Origin of the sequence: Halomonas pelophila (genome assembly GCF_040196315.1) — a bacterium.
In the GTDB taxonomy this organism is placed as follows: Bacteria; Pseudomonadota; Gammaproteobacteria; order Pseudomonadales; family Halomonadaceae; genus Halomonas; species Halomonas pelophila.
Window position 1 is genome coordinate 112,939 of record NZ_JBEGCI010000003.1, and the last position, 14,345, is coordinate 127,283.

At 67.9% G+C, this 14,345-nt stretch carries 10 protein-coding genes; 6 read left to right on the forward strand and 4 right to left on the reverse strand.

Translation table 11 applies throughout. From position 1 onward, the window contains the following. Nucleotides 1–4 precede the first annotated feature (4 nt). The 6 genes from ABE957_RS04005 (at nucleotide 5) to sucD (ending at nucleotide 9,026) form a co-directional block, all read left to right on the forward strand. Complete coding sequence (locus tag ABE957_RS04005; protein WP_349757395.1) at nucleotides 5–715, forward strand: succinate dehydrogenase iron-sulfur subunit; 711 nt, start codon at nucleotides 5–7, stop codon at nucleotides 713–715. A 222-nt stretch (nucleotides 716–937) separates the two neighbouring features. Then, nucleotides 938–3,766 carry a 2-oxoglutarate dehydrogenase E1 component gene (locus ABE957_RS04010; RefSeq protein WP_349757396.1) on the forward strand — a complete coding sequence of 943 codons (2,829 nt, stop codon included), beginning with the start codon at nucleotides 938–940 and terminating at the stop codon, nucleotides 3,764–3,766. Between the two features lie 42 nt (nucleotides 3,767–3,808). Beyond that, nucleotides 3,809–5,359 (forward strand): 2-oxoglutarate dehydrogenase complex dihydrolipoyllysine-residue succinyltransferase, encoded by a 1,551-nt coding sequence (gene odhB / locus ABE957_RS04015; protein ID WP_349757397.1) that lies wholly within the window; start codon nucleotides 3,809–3,811, stop codon nucleotides 5,357–5,359. Between the two features lie 49 nt (nucleotides 5,360–5,408). Next, nucleotides 5,409–6,848, forward strand: a complete 1,440-nt coding sequence (gene lpdA, locus ABE957_RS04020) for a dihydrolipoyl dehydrogenase (RefSeq protein ID WP_349757398.1) — start codon at nucleotides 5,409–5,411, stop codon at nucleotides 6,846–6,848. A gap of 139 nt (nucleotides 6,849–6,987) precedes the next feature. Continuing rightward, nucleotides 6,988–8,154 carry an ADP-forming succinate--CoA ligase subunit beta gene (sucC, locus tag ABE957_RS04025; RefSeq protein WP_349757399.1) on the forward strand — a complete coding sequence of 389 codons (1,167 nt, stop codon included), beginning with the start codon at nucleotides 6,988–6,990 and terminating at the stop codon, nucleotides 8,152–8,154. Continuing rightward, complete coding sequence (gene sucD, locus ABE957_RS04030; protein ID WP_349757400.1) at nucleotides 8,154–9,026, forward strand: succinate--CoA ligase subunit alpha; 873 nt, start codon at nucleotides 8,154–8,156, stop codon at nucleotides 9,024–9,026. Before sucC ends, sucD begins: the two co-directional genes overlap by 1 nt. Nucleotides 9,027–9,238: 212 nt before the next feature. Here sucD and ABE957_RS04035 read toward each other — a convergent pair whose 3' ends face one another. From ABE957_RS04035 to ABE957_RS04050, 4 genes are all read right to left on the reverse strand, one after another. Beyond that, nucleotides 9,239–11,179, reverse strand: coding sequence for an exoribonuclease II (locus ABE957_RS04035; RefSeq protein WP_349757401.1), 1,941 nt, complete (start codon nucleotides 11,177–11,179; stop codon nucleotides 9,239–9,241). A gap of 109 nt (nucleotides 11,180–11,288) precedes the next feature. Continuing rightward, the gene (locus tag ABE957_RS04040) at nucleotides 11,289–11,729 is read right to left on the reverse strand and encodes a universal stress protein (protein ID WP_349757402.1); all 441 of its coding nucleotides are present in this window, start codon (nucleotides 11,727–11,729) and stop codon (nucleotides 11,289–11,291) included. A gap of 82 nt (nucleotides 11,730–11,811) precedes the next feature. Continuing rightward, nucleotides 11,812–12,885 (reverse strand): TIGR01620 family protein, encoded by a 1,074-nt coding sequence (locus tag ABE957_RS04045; protein WP_349757403.1) that lies wholly within the window; start codon nucleotides 12,883–12,885, stop codon nucleotides 11,812–11,814. Continuing rightward, a complete protein-coding gene (locus ABE957_RS04050) occupies nucleotides 12,882–14,276 on the reverse strand; it encodes a YcjX family GTP-binding protein (RefSeq protein WP_349757404.1) in 1,395 nt (464 codons plus the stop codon). Before ABE957_RS04050 ends, ABE957_RS04045 begins: the two co-directional genes overlap by 4 nt. Between the last annotated feature and the right edge of the window lie 69 nt (nucleotides 14,277–14,345).

Consider the following 14,345-nt stretch of genomic DNA (forward strand, 5'->3'; position numbering starts at 1 on the left):
CACGATGTCCAAGCTTCAGGTATCCCTGTACCGCTACAATCCGGAAACCGACTCCGCGCCCTTCATGCAGGAGTTCCAGGTCGACACCCAGGGTCGCGATCTGATGGTGCTCGACGTCCTGCACCTGGCCAAGGAGCAGGACAACGGCCTGGCCTTTCGCCGCAGCTGCCGCGAGGGCGTGTGCGGGTCCGACGGCATGAACATGAACGGCAAGAACGGCCTGGCCTGCATCACCCCGCTCTCCGAGGTGGTCAAGGGCAACAAGCTGGTGCTGCGTCCGCTGCCCGGCCTGCCGGTCATCCGTGACCTGGTGGTCGACATGGGGCTGTTCTACAAGCAGTACGAGCGCATCCAGCCGTACCTGCAGAACGACGAGCCGGCCCCGGCCATCGAGCGCCTGCAGTCGCCGGAAGAGCGCGACAAGCTCGACGGCCTCTACGAGTGCATCCTGTGCGCCTGCTGCTCGACCTCCTGCCCGTCGTTCTGGTGGAACCCGGACAAGTTCGTCGGCCCGGCCGGCCTGCTGCAGGCCTACCGCTTCCTCGCCGACTCGCGTGATGGCGCGACCCGTGAGCGCCTGGCCGAGCTGGAGGATCCGTTCTCCGTGTTCCGCTGCCGCGGGATCATGAACTGCGTCGCGGTCTGCCCGAAGGGACTGAACCCGACGCGCGCGATCGGCAAGATTCGCGAGATGCTGCTGGCCGATGCCACTTAAATCGTGGCGTCCAGCTTGTTATCATGTGCTCCGCTCTCGGGCTGCGGCAAGGCGCCGCAGCCGAGTCCGGTGCGGAGCGTGATGTGAAGAGCCGGTGCCCTGGGCACCGGCTCTTGACCATGGAATTCAGGATGCTCTTCCTCCGGCAGAGCATCAGCGATGTCGATACGGTCGAGTCGTGTCGGCGCCGATACCACCCCATCAGTGCAGGGTGACCAAGAGATGCAACAAGGCATAATGGAGTTGATGTGGCGCTCCTCCCATGTGAGCGGCGGCAATGCCCACTATGTGGAAGCGCTCTACGAGCAGTACCTCGATGATCCCTCCGCCGTTCCCGACGAATGGCGCCAGTACTTCGATCAGCTGCCGCGGCCCGAGGGCGGGGCCAGCCAGGATGTTCCTCTCACCCCGGTTCGCGACCAGTTCTATCAGCTGGGCCAGCAGCGTCGTACCGCGCATGTCGCGGCCGATAGCGGGGAGGGCAAGAAGCAGGTCAAGGTACTCCAGCTGATCAACGCCTACCGCTTCCGCGGGCACCAGAAGGCCGACATCGACCCCCTCGGTCTGCGCAGCCCGACCCCGGTTCCCGACCTCGATCTCTCCTTCCACCAGCTCTCCAAGGCGGATCTGGACACCGAGTTCCAGACCGGCTCCTTCTTCATGGGACTGGACAAGGCGCCGCTGAAGGAGATCGTCGGTGCGCTGGAGCAGACCTACTGCCGCTCCATCGGCTGCGAGGTCATGCACATCGTCGACACCGAAGAGAAACGCTGGCTCCAGCAGCGCTTCGAGTCGGTGCGCAGCGCCCCGAACTTCAGTCCCGACGTGCGCAAGCATGTGCTCGAACGGCTGACGGCCGCCGAGGGCCTGGAGAGCTACCTGGCCTCCAAGTACCCGGGCACCAAGCGCTTCGGTCTCGAGGGCGGCGAGAGCTTCATTCCGATGATGGACGAGCTGATCCAGCGCGCCGGCAGCTACGGCACCAAGGAAGTGGTGATCGGCATGGCCCACCGCGGGCGCCTCAACATGCTGGTCAACATCCTCGGCAAGAATCCCTCCGAGCTGATCGACGAGTTCGACGGCAAGAAGGTTATCGAGCGCGGCTCCGGTGACGTGAAGTACCACCAGGGCTTCAGCTCGAACGTCATGACCCCGGGGGGCGAGGTCCATCTGGCGCTGTCGTTCAACCCCTCCCACCTGGAGATCGTCGCGCCGGTGGTCGTGGGCTCGGTGCGGGCCCGTCAGGATCGCCGCAACGACCCGGTCGGCGACAAGGTGCTGCCGATCAACGTCCATGGCGATGCGGCCTTCGCCGGCCAGGGCGTGGTCATGGAGACCTTCCAGATGTCCCAGACCCGTGCCTACAGCACGGGCGGCACCCTGCACATCGTGATCAACAACCAGGTGGGCTTCACCACCTCGCACCCGCTGGACTCACGCTCCACCGAGTACTGCACCGACATCGCCAAGATGGTTCAGGCGCCGATCTTCCACGTCAACGGCGACGACCCCGATGCCGTGCTGCACGCCACCCAGGTGGCGCTGGACTACCGTCAGCAGTTCAAGCGCGACGTGGTCATCGACCTGGTCTGCTATCGCCGCCGCGGCCACAACGAGGCCGACGAGCCGTCCGGCACCCAGCCGATGATGTACAGCAAGATCAAGGACCACCCGTCCTCGCGGACCCGCTACGTCGAGCGCCTGGTCAAGGAGGGCCTGATCTCCGACGACGACGCCAAGGCGATGATGGAGAAGTACCGCGACGACCTGCTGGCCGGCAACCACGTGGCCAACGCCCTGGTGCAGAAGCCCAACAAGTCGCTGTTCGTCGACTGGACGCCCTATCTGGGCCACGAGTGGACCGGCCATGCCGACACCCGAGTCGAGATGAAGCGCCTGCAGCGCCTCGCCGGCAAGATGTGCGAGGTGCCCGACGGCGTGACCGTGCAGCGTCAGGTGGCCAAGATCTACGAGGATCGCCGCAAGATGCAGGCCGGCGCCATGGCCATCAACTGGGGCTTCGCCGAGACCCTGGCCTACGCCACGCTGCTCGATCAGGGCCACCCGGTGCGCCTCACCGGCCAGGACGTGGGGCGCGGCACCTTCTCCCACCGCCACGCGGTGGTGCACAACCAGCAGGACGGCAGCGCCTACGTGCCGCTGCAGCACATGGCCGACGGCCAGCCGCGCTTCACCATCCACGACTCCTTCCTCTCCGAGGAGGCGGTGCTGGCGTTCGAGTACGGCTACTCGACCACCGCGCCCAACGATCTGGTGATCTGGGAGGCCCAGTTCGGCGACTTCTTCAACGGCGCCCAGGTGGTGGTGGACCAGTTCATCTCCTCCGGCGAGACCAAGTGGGAGCGCCTTTGCGGGCTGACCATGCTGCTGCCCCACGGCTACGAGGGGCAGGGTCCCGAGCACTCCTCGGCGCGCCTGGAGCGCTTTCTGCAGATGTGCGCCGAGCACAACATGCAGGTCTGCGTGCCGACCACCCCGGCGCAGATCTTCCATCTGCTGCGCCGCCAGGTGATCCGTCCGCTGAGAAAGCCCTTGGTGGTGATGACGCCCAAGAGCCTGCTGCGCCACAAGTCGGCGACCTCGAGCCTCGAAGAGCTGGCCGAGGGCAGCTTCCAGATGGTGCTGCCCGACCAGGGCAACCTCGAGGCGCAGAAGGTCGAGCGCATCGTGCTGTGTGCCGGCAAGGTCTACTACGACCTGGCCAACTGGCGCGACGAGAACGCCCGCGACGACGTGGCTATCCTGCGCATGGAGCAGCTCTACCCCTTCCCCAAGGAGGAGCTGCTCGAGGCGATCCAGGACTACACCAACGTCGAGGACGTGGTCTGGTGCCAGGAAGAGCCGCTCAACCAGGGCGCCTGGTACTCGAGCCAGCACCACATGCGGGCCGTGGCCGACCTGCTGCGCGACGGCCTGGGCGGCAAGCTCAAGTTCGCCGGTCGCCCGGCATCGGCGGCTCCCGCGGCGGGCTACATGTCCGTGCATACCGAACAGCAGCGCCAGCTGGTGGAAGACGCCTTCAATCTGTAAGGCGTCCCACCGGGACGAGAAAGAACATACAAGGGATACGACATGGCTACCGATATCAAGGCACCCACCTTTCCGGAATCCGTTGCCGAAGGCAGCGTCGCCGCCTGGCACAAGAAGCCCGGCGACAGCGTCGAGCGTGACGAGCTGATCGTCGAGATCGAGACCGACAAGGTGGTGCTCGAGGTCGTGGCTCCCGAGGCCGGCACCCTGTCCGAGGTGCTGGCACAAGAGGGTGACACCGTGGAGTCCGAGCAGCTGCTGGGTCGCCTCGGCGCGGGCGAGGCCAAGGGCGAGGCACCGGCCGAAAATAAGCAAGAGAAGCAGGACGAGCCGAAGGGCGAGGCCGAGGCGCCGGCCGCCGGCGGCCAGGCCCACGAGGTCAAGGCCCCGACCTTCCCCGAGTCCATCCAGGAAGGCACCGTGGCCAGCTGGAGCAAGCAGGTCGGCGACGCCGTCAAGCGTGACGAGGTGCTGGCCGAGATCGAGACCGACAAGGTGGTCCTCGAGGTCGTCGCTCCGGCCGACGGTGCACTGACCGAGATCAAGGCCGAGGAGGGCAGCCAGGTGACCTCCGAGCAGGTGCTGGCGGTCTTCACCGAGGGTGCCGGCGGCGCGTCCAAGCCGGCCTCCAGTGCCGACGAGAAGCCGGCGGCCTCCGCCGATGACGGCGCCAGCGACGAGAAGGTCGGCGACAAGATCCTCGCCCCGGCGGCCCGCAAGCTGGTCGCCGAGCACGACCTCGACGTCGCGAAGATCGAGGGCACCGGCAAGGGTGGCCGGGTCCTCAAGGAGGACGTGCAGCGTGCGGTGAACGACGGCAGCGCCAAGAAGGCGGCCAAGCCGGCCGGCGGTGCCCAGTCCGCCGCCGCGGCGGCCCCGGTGGTGGAAGGCGAGCGTCCCGAGAAGCGCGTGCCGATGAGCCGCCTGCGCCAGACCATCGCCAAGCGCCTGGTCCAGGCCCAGCAGACCGCCGCCATGCTCACCACCTACAACGAGGTGGACATGAGCGCGGTGATGGAGCTGCGCGGCCAGTACAAGGAGACCTTCCTGAAGGCCCACGACGTCAAGCTCGGCTTCATGGGCTTCTTCGTCAAGGCCGCCTCCGAGGCCCTCAAGCGCTTCCCGGACGTCAACGCCTCCATCGACGGCACCGACATCGTCTATCACGGCTACCAGGACATCGGCGTGGCGGTCTCCACCGACCGCGGCCTGGTCGTCCCGGTGCTGCGCGACACCGACAGCATGAAGATCGCCGACGTCGAGAAGGGCATCGTCGACTTCGGCAAGCGGGCCCGTGACGGCAAGCTCGGCATCGACGAGATGCAGGGCGGCACCTTCACCATCACCAACGGCGGCACCTTCGGGTCGCTGATGTCCACGCCGATCCTCAACCCGCCGCAGACCGCGATCCTGGGCATGCACAAGATCCAGGAGCGCCCCATGGCGGTGAATGGCAAGGTCGAGATCCGCCCGATGATGTACCTGGCGGTCTCCTACGACCACCGCATGATCGACGGCAAGGACGCGGTCCGCTTCCTGGTGACCATCAAGGAACTGCTCGAAGACCCGGCGCGCCTGCTGCTGGACATCTGATTCGCGAAGCCGGCAACGTCTTCCAGCAACAAGCCACAAAGGAGCCAACATGGCTGACAAGTTTGATGTGATCGTGATCGGCGCGGGCCCCGGCGGCTACGTGGCCGCCATTCGTGCCGCCCAGATGGGCCTGAAGACCGCCTGCGTCGAGAAGTGGATCGGCAAGGAAGGCAAGGTCGTGCACGGCGGCACCTGCCTCAACGTGGGCTGCATCCCGTCCAAGGCGCTGCTCGAGGCTTCCCACAAGTTCGTCGAGGCCAAGCACGACTTCGACGATATGGGCATCCAGGCCGGTGACGTCAGCATGGACGTCAAGAAGATGATGGCCCGCAAGGACAAGATCGTGAAGAACCTGACCGGCGGCATCTCCGGTCTGTTCAAGGCCAATGGCGTCACCGCCATTGAGGGCACCGGCAAGGTGGCCTCCGCCAAGCAGGTCGAGGTCACCGACCAGGACGGCAAGGCGACCACCTATGAGGCCGACAGCATCGTCGTGGCCGCGGGCTCCGTGCCGGTGGAGATCCCGCCGACCCCGCTGGAAGAAGGCCTGGTGGTCGACTCCACCGGCGCCCTGGAATTCCAGGAGACCCCGAAGCGCCTGGGCGTGATCGGCGCCGGTGTCATCGGCCTGGAGCTCGGCAGCGTGTGGAACCGCCTGGGCTCCGAGGTGACCGTGCTCGAGGCCATGGACGACTTCCTGCCGATGGTCGATGGGGCCGTCGCCAAGGAGACCCAGAAGCTGCTCAAGAAGCAGGGCCTGGACATCAAGCTGGGCGCGCGGGTGACCGGCTCCGAGGTCAAGGGTGAGGAAGTCGTCGTCAAGTACGCCGACGCCGACGGCGATCAGGAGATCACCTTCGACAAGCTGATCGTCTGCGTCGGTCGCAAGCCCTACACCAAGGGCGTGATCGCCGACGGCGTGGGCGTCGACACCGACGAGCGTGGCTTCATCCACGTCGACGACCAGTGCCGCACCAGCGTGCCGGGTGTCTACGCCATCGGCGACTGCGTGCGCGGCCCGATGCTGGCGCACAAGGCCTCCGAAGAGGGCATCATGGTCGCTGACATCATCGCCGGCCATAAGGCCGAGATGAACTACGACGCCATCCCCAACGTCATCTACACCTTCCCGGAGGTGGCGTGGGTCGGCATGACCGAGCAGGACGCCAAGGCGGCCGGCATCGAGGTCAAGGTCGGCGCCTTCCCGTTCGCGGCCAGCGGCCGTGCCATGGCCAACAACGCGACCGAGGGCATGGCGCGCATCATCGCCGATGCCGAGACGGATCGCGTGCTGGGCGTGCACATCGTCGGCCAGCACGCCGGCGAGATGATCGCCCAGGGCGTGATCGCGCTGGAGTTCGGCTCCAGCGCCGAGGACCTGGCGCTGACCTGCTACGCGCACCCGACCATGTCGGAAGCGGTGCACGAGGCGGCGCTGGCCGTCGAGGGCCATGCCATCCACATGGCCAACCGCAAGAAGAAGAAGTAAGGACAACAAGCGCCACCGTCAGGTGGCGCATCGCTTCCGACCATGTATCGGAAGCGAACGGTGGTGACACGATACCCGCCGCCCCGAGGCGACGGGTGGTGTCACCGTTCGAGTCACATGCAACCAATGGCATGAATCGATGAACCTTCACGAGTATCAGAGCAAGCAGCTGTTTGCCGATTACGGCCTGCCGGTGTCCAAGGGCTTCGCCGTCGACACCCCCGAGGAGGCCGCCGAGGCCTGCAAGAAGATCGGTGGCGACATGTGGGTGGTCAAGGCCCAGGTCCACGCCGGCGGCCGCGGCAAGGCCGGTGGCGTCAAGCTGATCAAGGATCCGGAAGAGGCCAAGACCTTCGCCGAATCCTGGCTGGGCAAGAACCTGGTGACCTTCCAGACCGACGAGAAGGGTCAGCCGGTCACCAAGATCCTGGTCGAGACCTGCACCGATATCGCCAACGAGCTCTACCTGGGCGCCGTGGTCGATCGCGGCACCCAGCGCGTGGTCTTCATGGCCTCCACCGAGGGTGGCGTGGAGATCGAGAAGGTTGCGGAAGAGACCCCCGAGAAGATCCTCAAGGCCGAGATTGACCCGCTGGTCGGCGCTCAGCCCTACCAGGCGCGTGAGCTGGCCTTCGCCCTGGGCCTCGAAGGCGCTCAGGTGAAGCAGTTCACCAAGATCTTCCTGGGCCTGTCCAAGCTGTTCCATGACAAGGACCTGGCGCTGCTCGAGATCAACCCGCTGGTGGTGACCGACGAGGGTAACCTCCACTGCCTCGACGCCAAGATCGGCCTGGACGGCAACGCCCTCTATCGCCATCCGGACCTGCAGGCGATGCGCGACCCGTCTCAGGAAGACGAGCGCGAGGCCGAGGCGGCCGCCTGGGAACTGAACTACGTGGCCCTGGAAGGCAACATCGGCTGCATGGTCAACGGCGCCGGCCTGGCCATGGGCACCATGGACATCATCAAGCTCAACGGCGGCCAGCCGGCCAACTTCCTCGACGTGGGCGGCGGTGCCACCAAGGAACGCGTGGCCGAGGCCTTCAAGCTCATCCTCTCCGACGATTCCGTGAAGGCCGTGCTGGTCAACATCTTCGGCGGCATCGTGCGTTGCGACATGATCGCCGAGGGCATCATCGGTGCCGTCGAGCAGGTCGGTGTCAACGTGCCGGTGGTGGTGCGTCTGGAAGGTAACAACGCCGAGCTGGGTGCCGAGAAACTGGCGTCCAGCGGTCTGAACATCATCGCTGCTACCAGCCTGACCGATGCGGCTCAGCAGGTCGTCAAGGCAGCGGAGGGCAAGTAATGAGCATCCTGATCGACAAGAACACCAAGGTCATCTGCCAGGGCTTCACCGGCGGACAGGGGACCTTCCATTCCGAGCAGGCGATCGCCTACGGCACCCAGATGGTCGGCGGCGTGACCCCGGGCAAGGGCGGCCAGGAGCACCTGGGCCTGCCGGTGTTCAACACCGTCAAGGAAGCCGTCGAGCAGACCGGCGCCGAGGCCAGCGTGATCTACGTGCCGGCCCCGTTCTGCAAGGATTCCATCCTGGAAGCCGCCAACGCCGGCATCAAGCTGATCGTCTGCATCACCGAGGGCATCCCGACCCTGGACATGCTCGACGTCAAGGTGAAGTGCAACGAGCTGGGCGTGCGCCTGATCGGCCCGAACTGCCCCGGTGTGATCACCCCGGGCGAGTGCAAGATCGGCATCATGCCGGGCCACATCCACAAGCCCGGCAAGGTCGGTATCGTGTCGCGTTCCGGCACCCTGACCTATGAAGCCGTCAAGCAGACCACCGACCACGGCTTCGGCCAGTCCACCTGTGTGGGCATCGGCGGCGACCCGATCCCGGGCTCCAACTTCATCGACATCCTCGAGATGTTCGAGAAGGACCCGGCGACCGAGGCGATCGTGATGATCGGCGAGATCGGCGGCACCGCCGAGGAAGAGGCCGCGGCCTACATCAAGGAGCACGTCTCCAAGCCGGTCGTGTCCTACATCGCCGGCGTGACCGCCCCTCCTGGCAAGCGCATGGGCCACGCCGGTGCGATCATCGCCGGCGGAAAGGGCACCGCGGACGAGAAGTTCGGCGCCCTGGAAGCCGCGGGCGTCAAGACCGTGCGCTCCCTGGCCGAGATCGGCGATGCCCTGAAGATCGCTACCGGCTGGTAAGCCGCGCGACGTTCAGCATCGACAAAGGGCACCCTCGGGTGCCCTTTCTTGTGCTCGGCTATCGGCGAGCTGCGAGCGGCGTCAACGACCGGGCGTCGATATCGGGACAGCAGCGACGTCGGAACGGCATTAATCGCCCCCAACGCAGGACGGCGACCCGAGGGTCGCCGTCCTGATCTACGCGTGGAGGGTCACGACTGGCCGGCTGGGGCTCAGTCGGCGGGGCGGCCGACCAGCGAGCGGGTCTCCTCGCGGGCCTCGGTCAGCGTCACGCGGATGACGTCGCCGAGCTTGAAGCGCTCCTCGTCCTCGATGTGGATGCGCCCGTCCTTGTCGTCGATCGCCACCTTCTTGCGGTCGCTGTGCATCAGCGGGGCCGGGATGAAGGCGGTGGCGCCGTTGGCGGTCAGGCGCACCCGCATGCCGCCGCGGTTGACCGCGATGATCTCGGCCTCGAAGGTCTCGCCGGCCTTGGCGGCGGGCGTCAGATAGCGCACGTAGAGCCAGTCCTTGACGTCGCGCTCGGCCATGCGGTTCAGCCGGCGACGCTCGGTGAGCTGCTCGGTGAGCGCCTGGCTGGCCTCGGCCGGGGCCTGCTCGCCCTTGAGTACCCGCTTGATCAGGCGGTGGTTGACCATGTCGCCGTACTTGCGGATCGGCGAGGTCCAGGTGGCGTAGGCGGCGAGGCCCAGGCCGAAGTGCGGACCGGGCTGGGCCGACATGCTGGTGAAGCCCTGGAAGCGGCGCAGGCGCGCGTCGAGCCAGGCGTCGTCGCGGCCCTCGAGCTCGCGCTTGAGCTCGGTGTAGCGGGACAGCTCGGTGAGCTGCTCGCGCTCCACCTGGATGTCCTGGTCGGCCAGGAACTCCTGGGCGGCCTCGGCCTTCTCGGGCTCGAAAGCGCGATGCACGTTGAAGATGCCGTGGCCGACGTGCTCGGCGAGCAGATGCGCGCAGCAGGCGTTGGCGGCGATCATCGACTCCTCGATCATGCGGTTGGCGATGCGCCGATGCTCGGTGCGGATGTCCAGCACGTTGCCGGCGTCGTCCAGGTCGAAGACGAAGTCGGGACGATCCTTGAACACCAGGGCGTGGGCCGCGCGCCAGGCGCTGCGCGCCTCGGTCATCGCCGCCAGGGCCTTGAGCTGCTCGCCGATCGTCTCGGCCGGCGCCCAGTCGCCCTGGCCCTCGAGCCAGTCGGAGACCCGGTCGTAGGCGAGCTTGGCGTGGGAGCGGGCGGTGGCGGCGAAGAAGCGATAGTCGCCGAGGCTGCCGTCGGCGCCGATCTCCAGGGTGCAGGCCAGCACCGGGCGGTCCTGATCCTGCCACAGCGAGCAGAGGTCGTCGGCCAGCTGCTCGGGCAGCATGGTGACGTTCTGGCCCGGCAGGTAGACGGTGAAGGCCCGGGTGCGGGCCTCCAGGTCGGCGGCGTGACCCTCCTCCACGTAGGCGGTGGGGTCGGCGATGGCCACGGTCAGCGACCAGCCGCCGTCCTCGCGGGTCCGGATGCGCAGGGCGTCATCCATGTCGCGGGTCTTCTCGCCGTCGATGGTGAAGAACGGCTCGGCGGTCAGGTCCTCGCGCTCGAGGCCCTCGTCGCGCAGCGGCCAGTCGTCGCCGGCATCCGGGCACTCCTGCTCGAGGGCGTGGCGCGCCAGGGTCACGCGCCACGGCACGGCGGGATCATCGGTCTTGGCGACGAGCTCGTCGATCTGGGTGAAGAAGGCGCGATCGTCGGGCTTGAGGGGGTGGCGGACCAGGCGGGCCACCACCCAGTCGCCGTCATTGATGCTCGCCTCGTCGAGGCTGCGCTTGATGCGCGCCTTGAGCGGGGTGTTCATCGTCGGATGATCGGGGATCACCGCCAAGCGACCGTCGCGCTTCTGCACGCGGGCGATGAAGCGCTCCATGCCGGTCTCGATCAGGGTATCGGGCTCCACCGACTTCTTGTCGCCCTCCTCGTGGAGGACGGCCGCGACGCGGTCACCATGCAGCACCTGCTTCATGGCGGGGGGCGGCACGAAGTAGGAGTCACCGTCGTCGGTCTCGAGGAAACCGAAGCCCCGGTCGGTGGCCTTGATCACGCCCTCTACGCGAGGGGTGTTGTCGCGGATCTGTTGCTTGAGCTGAGCAAGCGCCGAATTGTTCTGCAGCATGGTCACGATCGGTTGGCGAGTAGGGGGGCCACTATACGGATTCGCGACCCTGCCGCCAAACGCCGTGGGCCGCCCCCACGGCGAATCAAGCGCTTGCGTCGAGTCCCCCTCAGCGCACGGTGATCACGGTGCAGTCGGCGGCGTGGCTGACCTTGTGGGAGACGCTGCCGACCACCAGCCCTTTCAGATCGCCCAGGCCCCGGCTGCCCATCACGATGGCATCGACGTTGCGCCGCCGCGCCTCGTCGAGGATGGTGCGGGTCGGGTCGCCCTGGGCGATCATGGCCTCGACATGTTCCACGCCAGCGTCGCGGGCCGCCTCGGTGGCCCGGTCCCTGATCTGGCGCCCGGCCGCCTCGAGATCCTCCTCAGAGGCCTTCATCTCGACGGCGCCGATGCCCCAGACCAGCAGGGTGTCCTGGGCGAGTTGCTCGGGAATGTGCAGCAGGATCAGCGACGCCTGCTCCTGCTGGGCCAGCTGGCAGGCCACGGCGAGGGCCTTCTTGGCGTGTTCGGAACCATCGATGGGCACCAGGATGGAATGGAACATGACGCGGTCCTCCTTGCGAAGACGAGGGGTGGCTTCCTACCGATGAGCCTAGTCATCTCACTGGACGCTGTCATGATCCGGATCAAGGATGGCGGGTCTTCTCCCGCGTGCGCTGCTCGCTGGTCTCCAGGCGCCTGAGCTGGCGCCATAGGTCACGGCGCAGGTCGGCCAGGCGGGGCGACTCCTCGGCGGTGAAGGCCAGCGGCCGCGCCAGGCGCTGGGTGCGCAGCCCCAGGCGGGCGCCCAGCACCCCGATGCCGAGCCCCTGGGCGGCCCGGGTCGAGAGCTTGCCGGCCAGGTTCATCGTCAGCATCTCCATGCTGGCTTCGCTGGCGATCTCGCTGGCGCCGGCGAAGGCCATCTGATAGAGCACGCTGCGCAGCAGCCGTAGGCGCGCCGCGTAGCCGAGCTCCAGCCCGTAGAGCCGACACAGCCGGTCGACCATCGCCAGGTGGCGCCAGGCGACCAGGCCCATGTCCACCAGGGTCAGCGGGCTGACTGCCACCATGATCGCCGTCTCGCCGGACATCCGCGAGATCAGCCGGCTCGCCTCGCGATCCCGGGGCGCGAGCAGGTGGTGGTCGAGCAGGGCGCGGACGTCGCGCCCGTCGTGGTGGGGCTCCCTGGCCGCCAGGAAGGCCTGCCAGTGGGGGTGGTCGTCATCCAGGGCCAGGTCGCGGCGAAGCCGTTCGGCAAGCGTCCGCGCCTGGGCCGGGGTGGCCTCGGGCAGCGCGGCCAGGCGCTCGCGCAGTCGCGCATGGCGCGTCAGGCGACGCAGGCGCCAGAGTTCGCGCAGCACCGCCGAGCCGCCGAGGCCGAGCGCCAGCAGCAGCAGCAGGCTCCAGGCGCCGGCCAGCCAGTCGCCGCCGAGGCTCACGGCATAGAGCGTGTGGCCGGCCTCCAGGGCGCCCAGGCCGAGGCTGCCGCCGAGCAGCGCGGCAAGCCCCCAGCGACGCTTGCGCGGGCGCATCAGGCCCTCGTCCAGCGCCTGTGCCTCCCACTGGCCCTGGCGCTCTATCTCGACCGGGGGCCGACTTTGCGCCTCATGATCGAACTGCCGGCCGGGCTGCGGGTCCTTCTGGGCCACGTCGTCGTGCGACTCGTCGAGGGGGAAGTGCTCCCCCGGGCGCGGGTCGGTCTCGCGGGGAGGCATCATGGCAGCTTGTCTCCGATCAGCCAGTCCAGGGCGGCGTCCATGCGGATGTGCGGCAGGGGCGTGCCGGGTTCGCGGGGCAGGGGGCGAAAGGCGGTGAAGGCGAAGCCCTGGCGTGCCCAGAAGTCGGCCCGAGGCAGGCGGTCCGGCACCTCGCCGGGAAACAGCAGCCGGGACTCGCCGTCAAACGTCGTGCCGCGCAGGGCCGGCGAGCGACGTCCCTGCTGGTTCACCTCGCGGCTCTCGGTGGACCGAATCGCCGCCAGCGACAGCGCCCTCACCGGCACGTCGGCGAAGCGCAGGTCCTTGAGCGGCTCGGCCAGCAGCGCTTCGAGCAGGGTGACCAGGCGGCCATGCTGCTCGGGGGTGACGTGATCGGCCTTGGTGGCGGCGATGGCCAGGCGATCGATGCGCGGCGCGAAGAGTCGCGTCAGCAGGCTGCGCTTGCCGTAGTCGAAGCTCTGCATCAGGCGCGACAGCGCCCGGGAGAGATCCTCGAAGCGCTCGGGCCCGGCGTTGAGGGCGCCGAGCACGTCGACCAGCACGATCTGGCGATCGAAGCGCCGGAAGTGCTCGCGGTAGAAGGGCCGCACGATGTGCTGCTGGTAGTGGCGAAAGCGTCGCGCCAGGGTGGCGTAGAGGCTCTCGGCCGGCAGCGCGGCGAGGGTGTCGCGGTCGGCCTCGGCGATGCCGGGCAGCGGGAAGAACTGCAGCACCGGGGCGCCCTCGAGCTCGCCGGGCAACAGGAAGCGTCCCGGCTGCAGGTCGGCGAAGCCGGCCTCCCGGGCGGCCCGAAGCCCGGTCGCGTAGCGTTCGGCGATCTCGGCCAGGCGCGCTTCATCAACCTCCTCGGCAGGATCGAGATCGCCCACCGCCGCCTGCCAGTCGGCGAACAGGGCGGCGCGCTCGCTGCCGCCGTCGTGGCGCTGGGTCTCGCTCCAGCTCAGGTAGTCGTGGCCCAGCAGCGGCAGGTCGAGCAGCCACTCGCCGGGATAGTCGAACAGGTCCAGGGTCAACTGGCGCGTCTCGCCGCCGAACAGGCCGCTGCGCGAGGGCCGATAGCGGAGGGTCAGGCGCAGCTCGCTGATGCCGCGGGTCGGCTCGGGCCAGCGCGGCGGCTGGGCATCCAGCGCCGCCATGGCCTGGTCGTAGGGGAAGCGCGGCACGCCCAGGTCCTGCTGCTGGACCCGGCGGGCGCCGAGCAGGCGTCCCTGGCGGGCGGCGGGCAGCAGGTCGAGGCGCGCCTCCAGGCCGGCATGGCGCAGCTGGTTGACCAGCGAGGTGAGAAAGGCCGTCTTGCCCGCCCGCGACAGGCCGGTCACTGCCAGGCGCAGCTGGCGGTCGCGGCCGCGCTCGAGCAGGTCATGGAGTTCACGGGGCAGGGAGGGGCGCATCGGGCATCCTGGCAGGCGGTTTTTCGTTGCTCTAATGTGCGGGTCGCGACGGCGCCTGACAAGGGACGG

What these genes read in the sequence shown, in the direction of transcription:
- ABE957_RS04005 (WP_349757395.1), top strand. Translation starts at nt 5, where the DNA reads ATGTCCAAGCTTCAGGTATCCCTGTACCGCTACAATCCGGAAACCGAC.
- ABE957_RS04010 (WP_349757396.1), top strand. Translation starts at nt 938, where the DNA reads ATGCAACAAGGCATAATGGAGTTGATGTGGCGCTCCTCCCATGTGAGC.
- odhB (WP_349757397.1), top strand. Translation starts at nt 3,809, where the DNA reads ATGGCTACCGATATCAAGGCACCCACCTTTCCGGAATCCGTTGCCGAA.
- lpdA (WP_349757398.1), top strand. Translation starts at nt 5,409, where the DNA reads ATGGCTGACAAGTTTGATGTGATCGTGATCGGCGCGGGCCCCGGCGGC.
- sucC (WP_349757399.1), top strand. Translation starts at nt 6,988, where the DNA reads ATGAACCTTCACGAGTATCAGAGCAAGCAGCTGTTTGCCGATTACGGC.
- sucD (WP_349757400.1), top strand. Translation starts at nt 8,154, where the DNA reads ATGAGCATCCTGATCGACAAGAACACCAAGGTCATCTGCCAGGGCTTC.
- ABE957_RS04035 (WP_349757401.1), bottom strand. Translation starts at nt 11,179, where the DNA reads ATGCTGCAGAACAATTCGGCGCTTGCTCAGCTCAAGCAACAGATCCGC.
- ABE957_RS04040 (WP_349757402.1), bottom strand. Translation starts at nt 11,729, where the DNA reads ATGTTCCATTCCATCCTGGTGCCCATCGATGGTTCCGAACACGCCAAG.
- ABE957_RS04045 (WP_349757403.1), bottom strand. Translation starts at nt 12,885, where the DNA reads ATGATGCCTCCCCGCGAGACCGACCCGCGCCCGGGGGAGCACTTCCCC.
- ABE957_RS04050 (WP_349757404.1), bottom strand. Translation starts at nt 14,276, where the DNA reads ATGCGCCCCTCCCTGCCCCGTGAACTCCATGACCTGCTCGAGCGCGGC.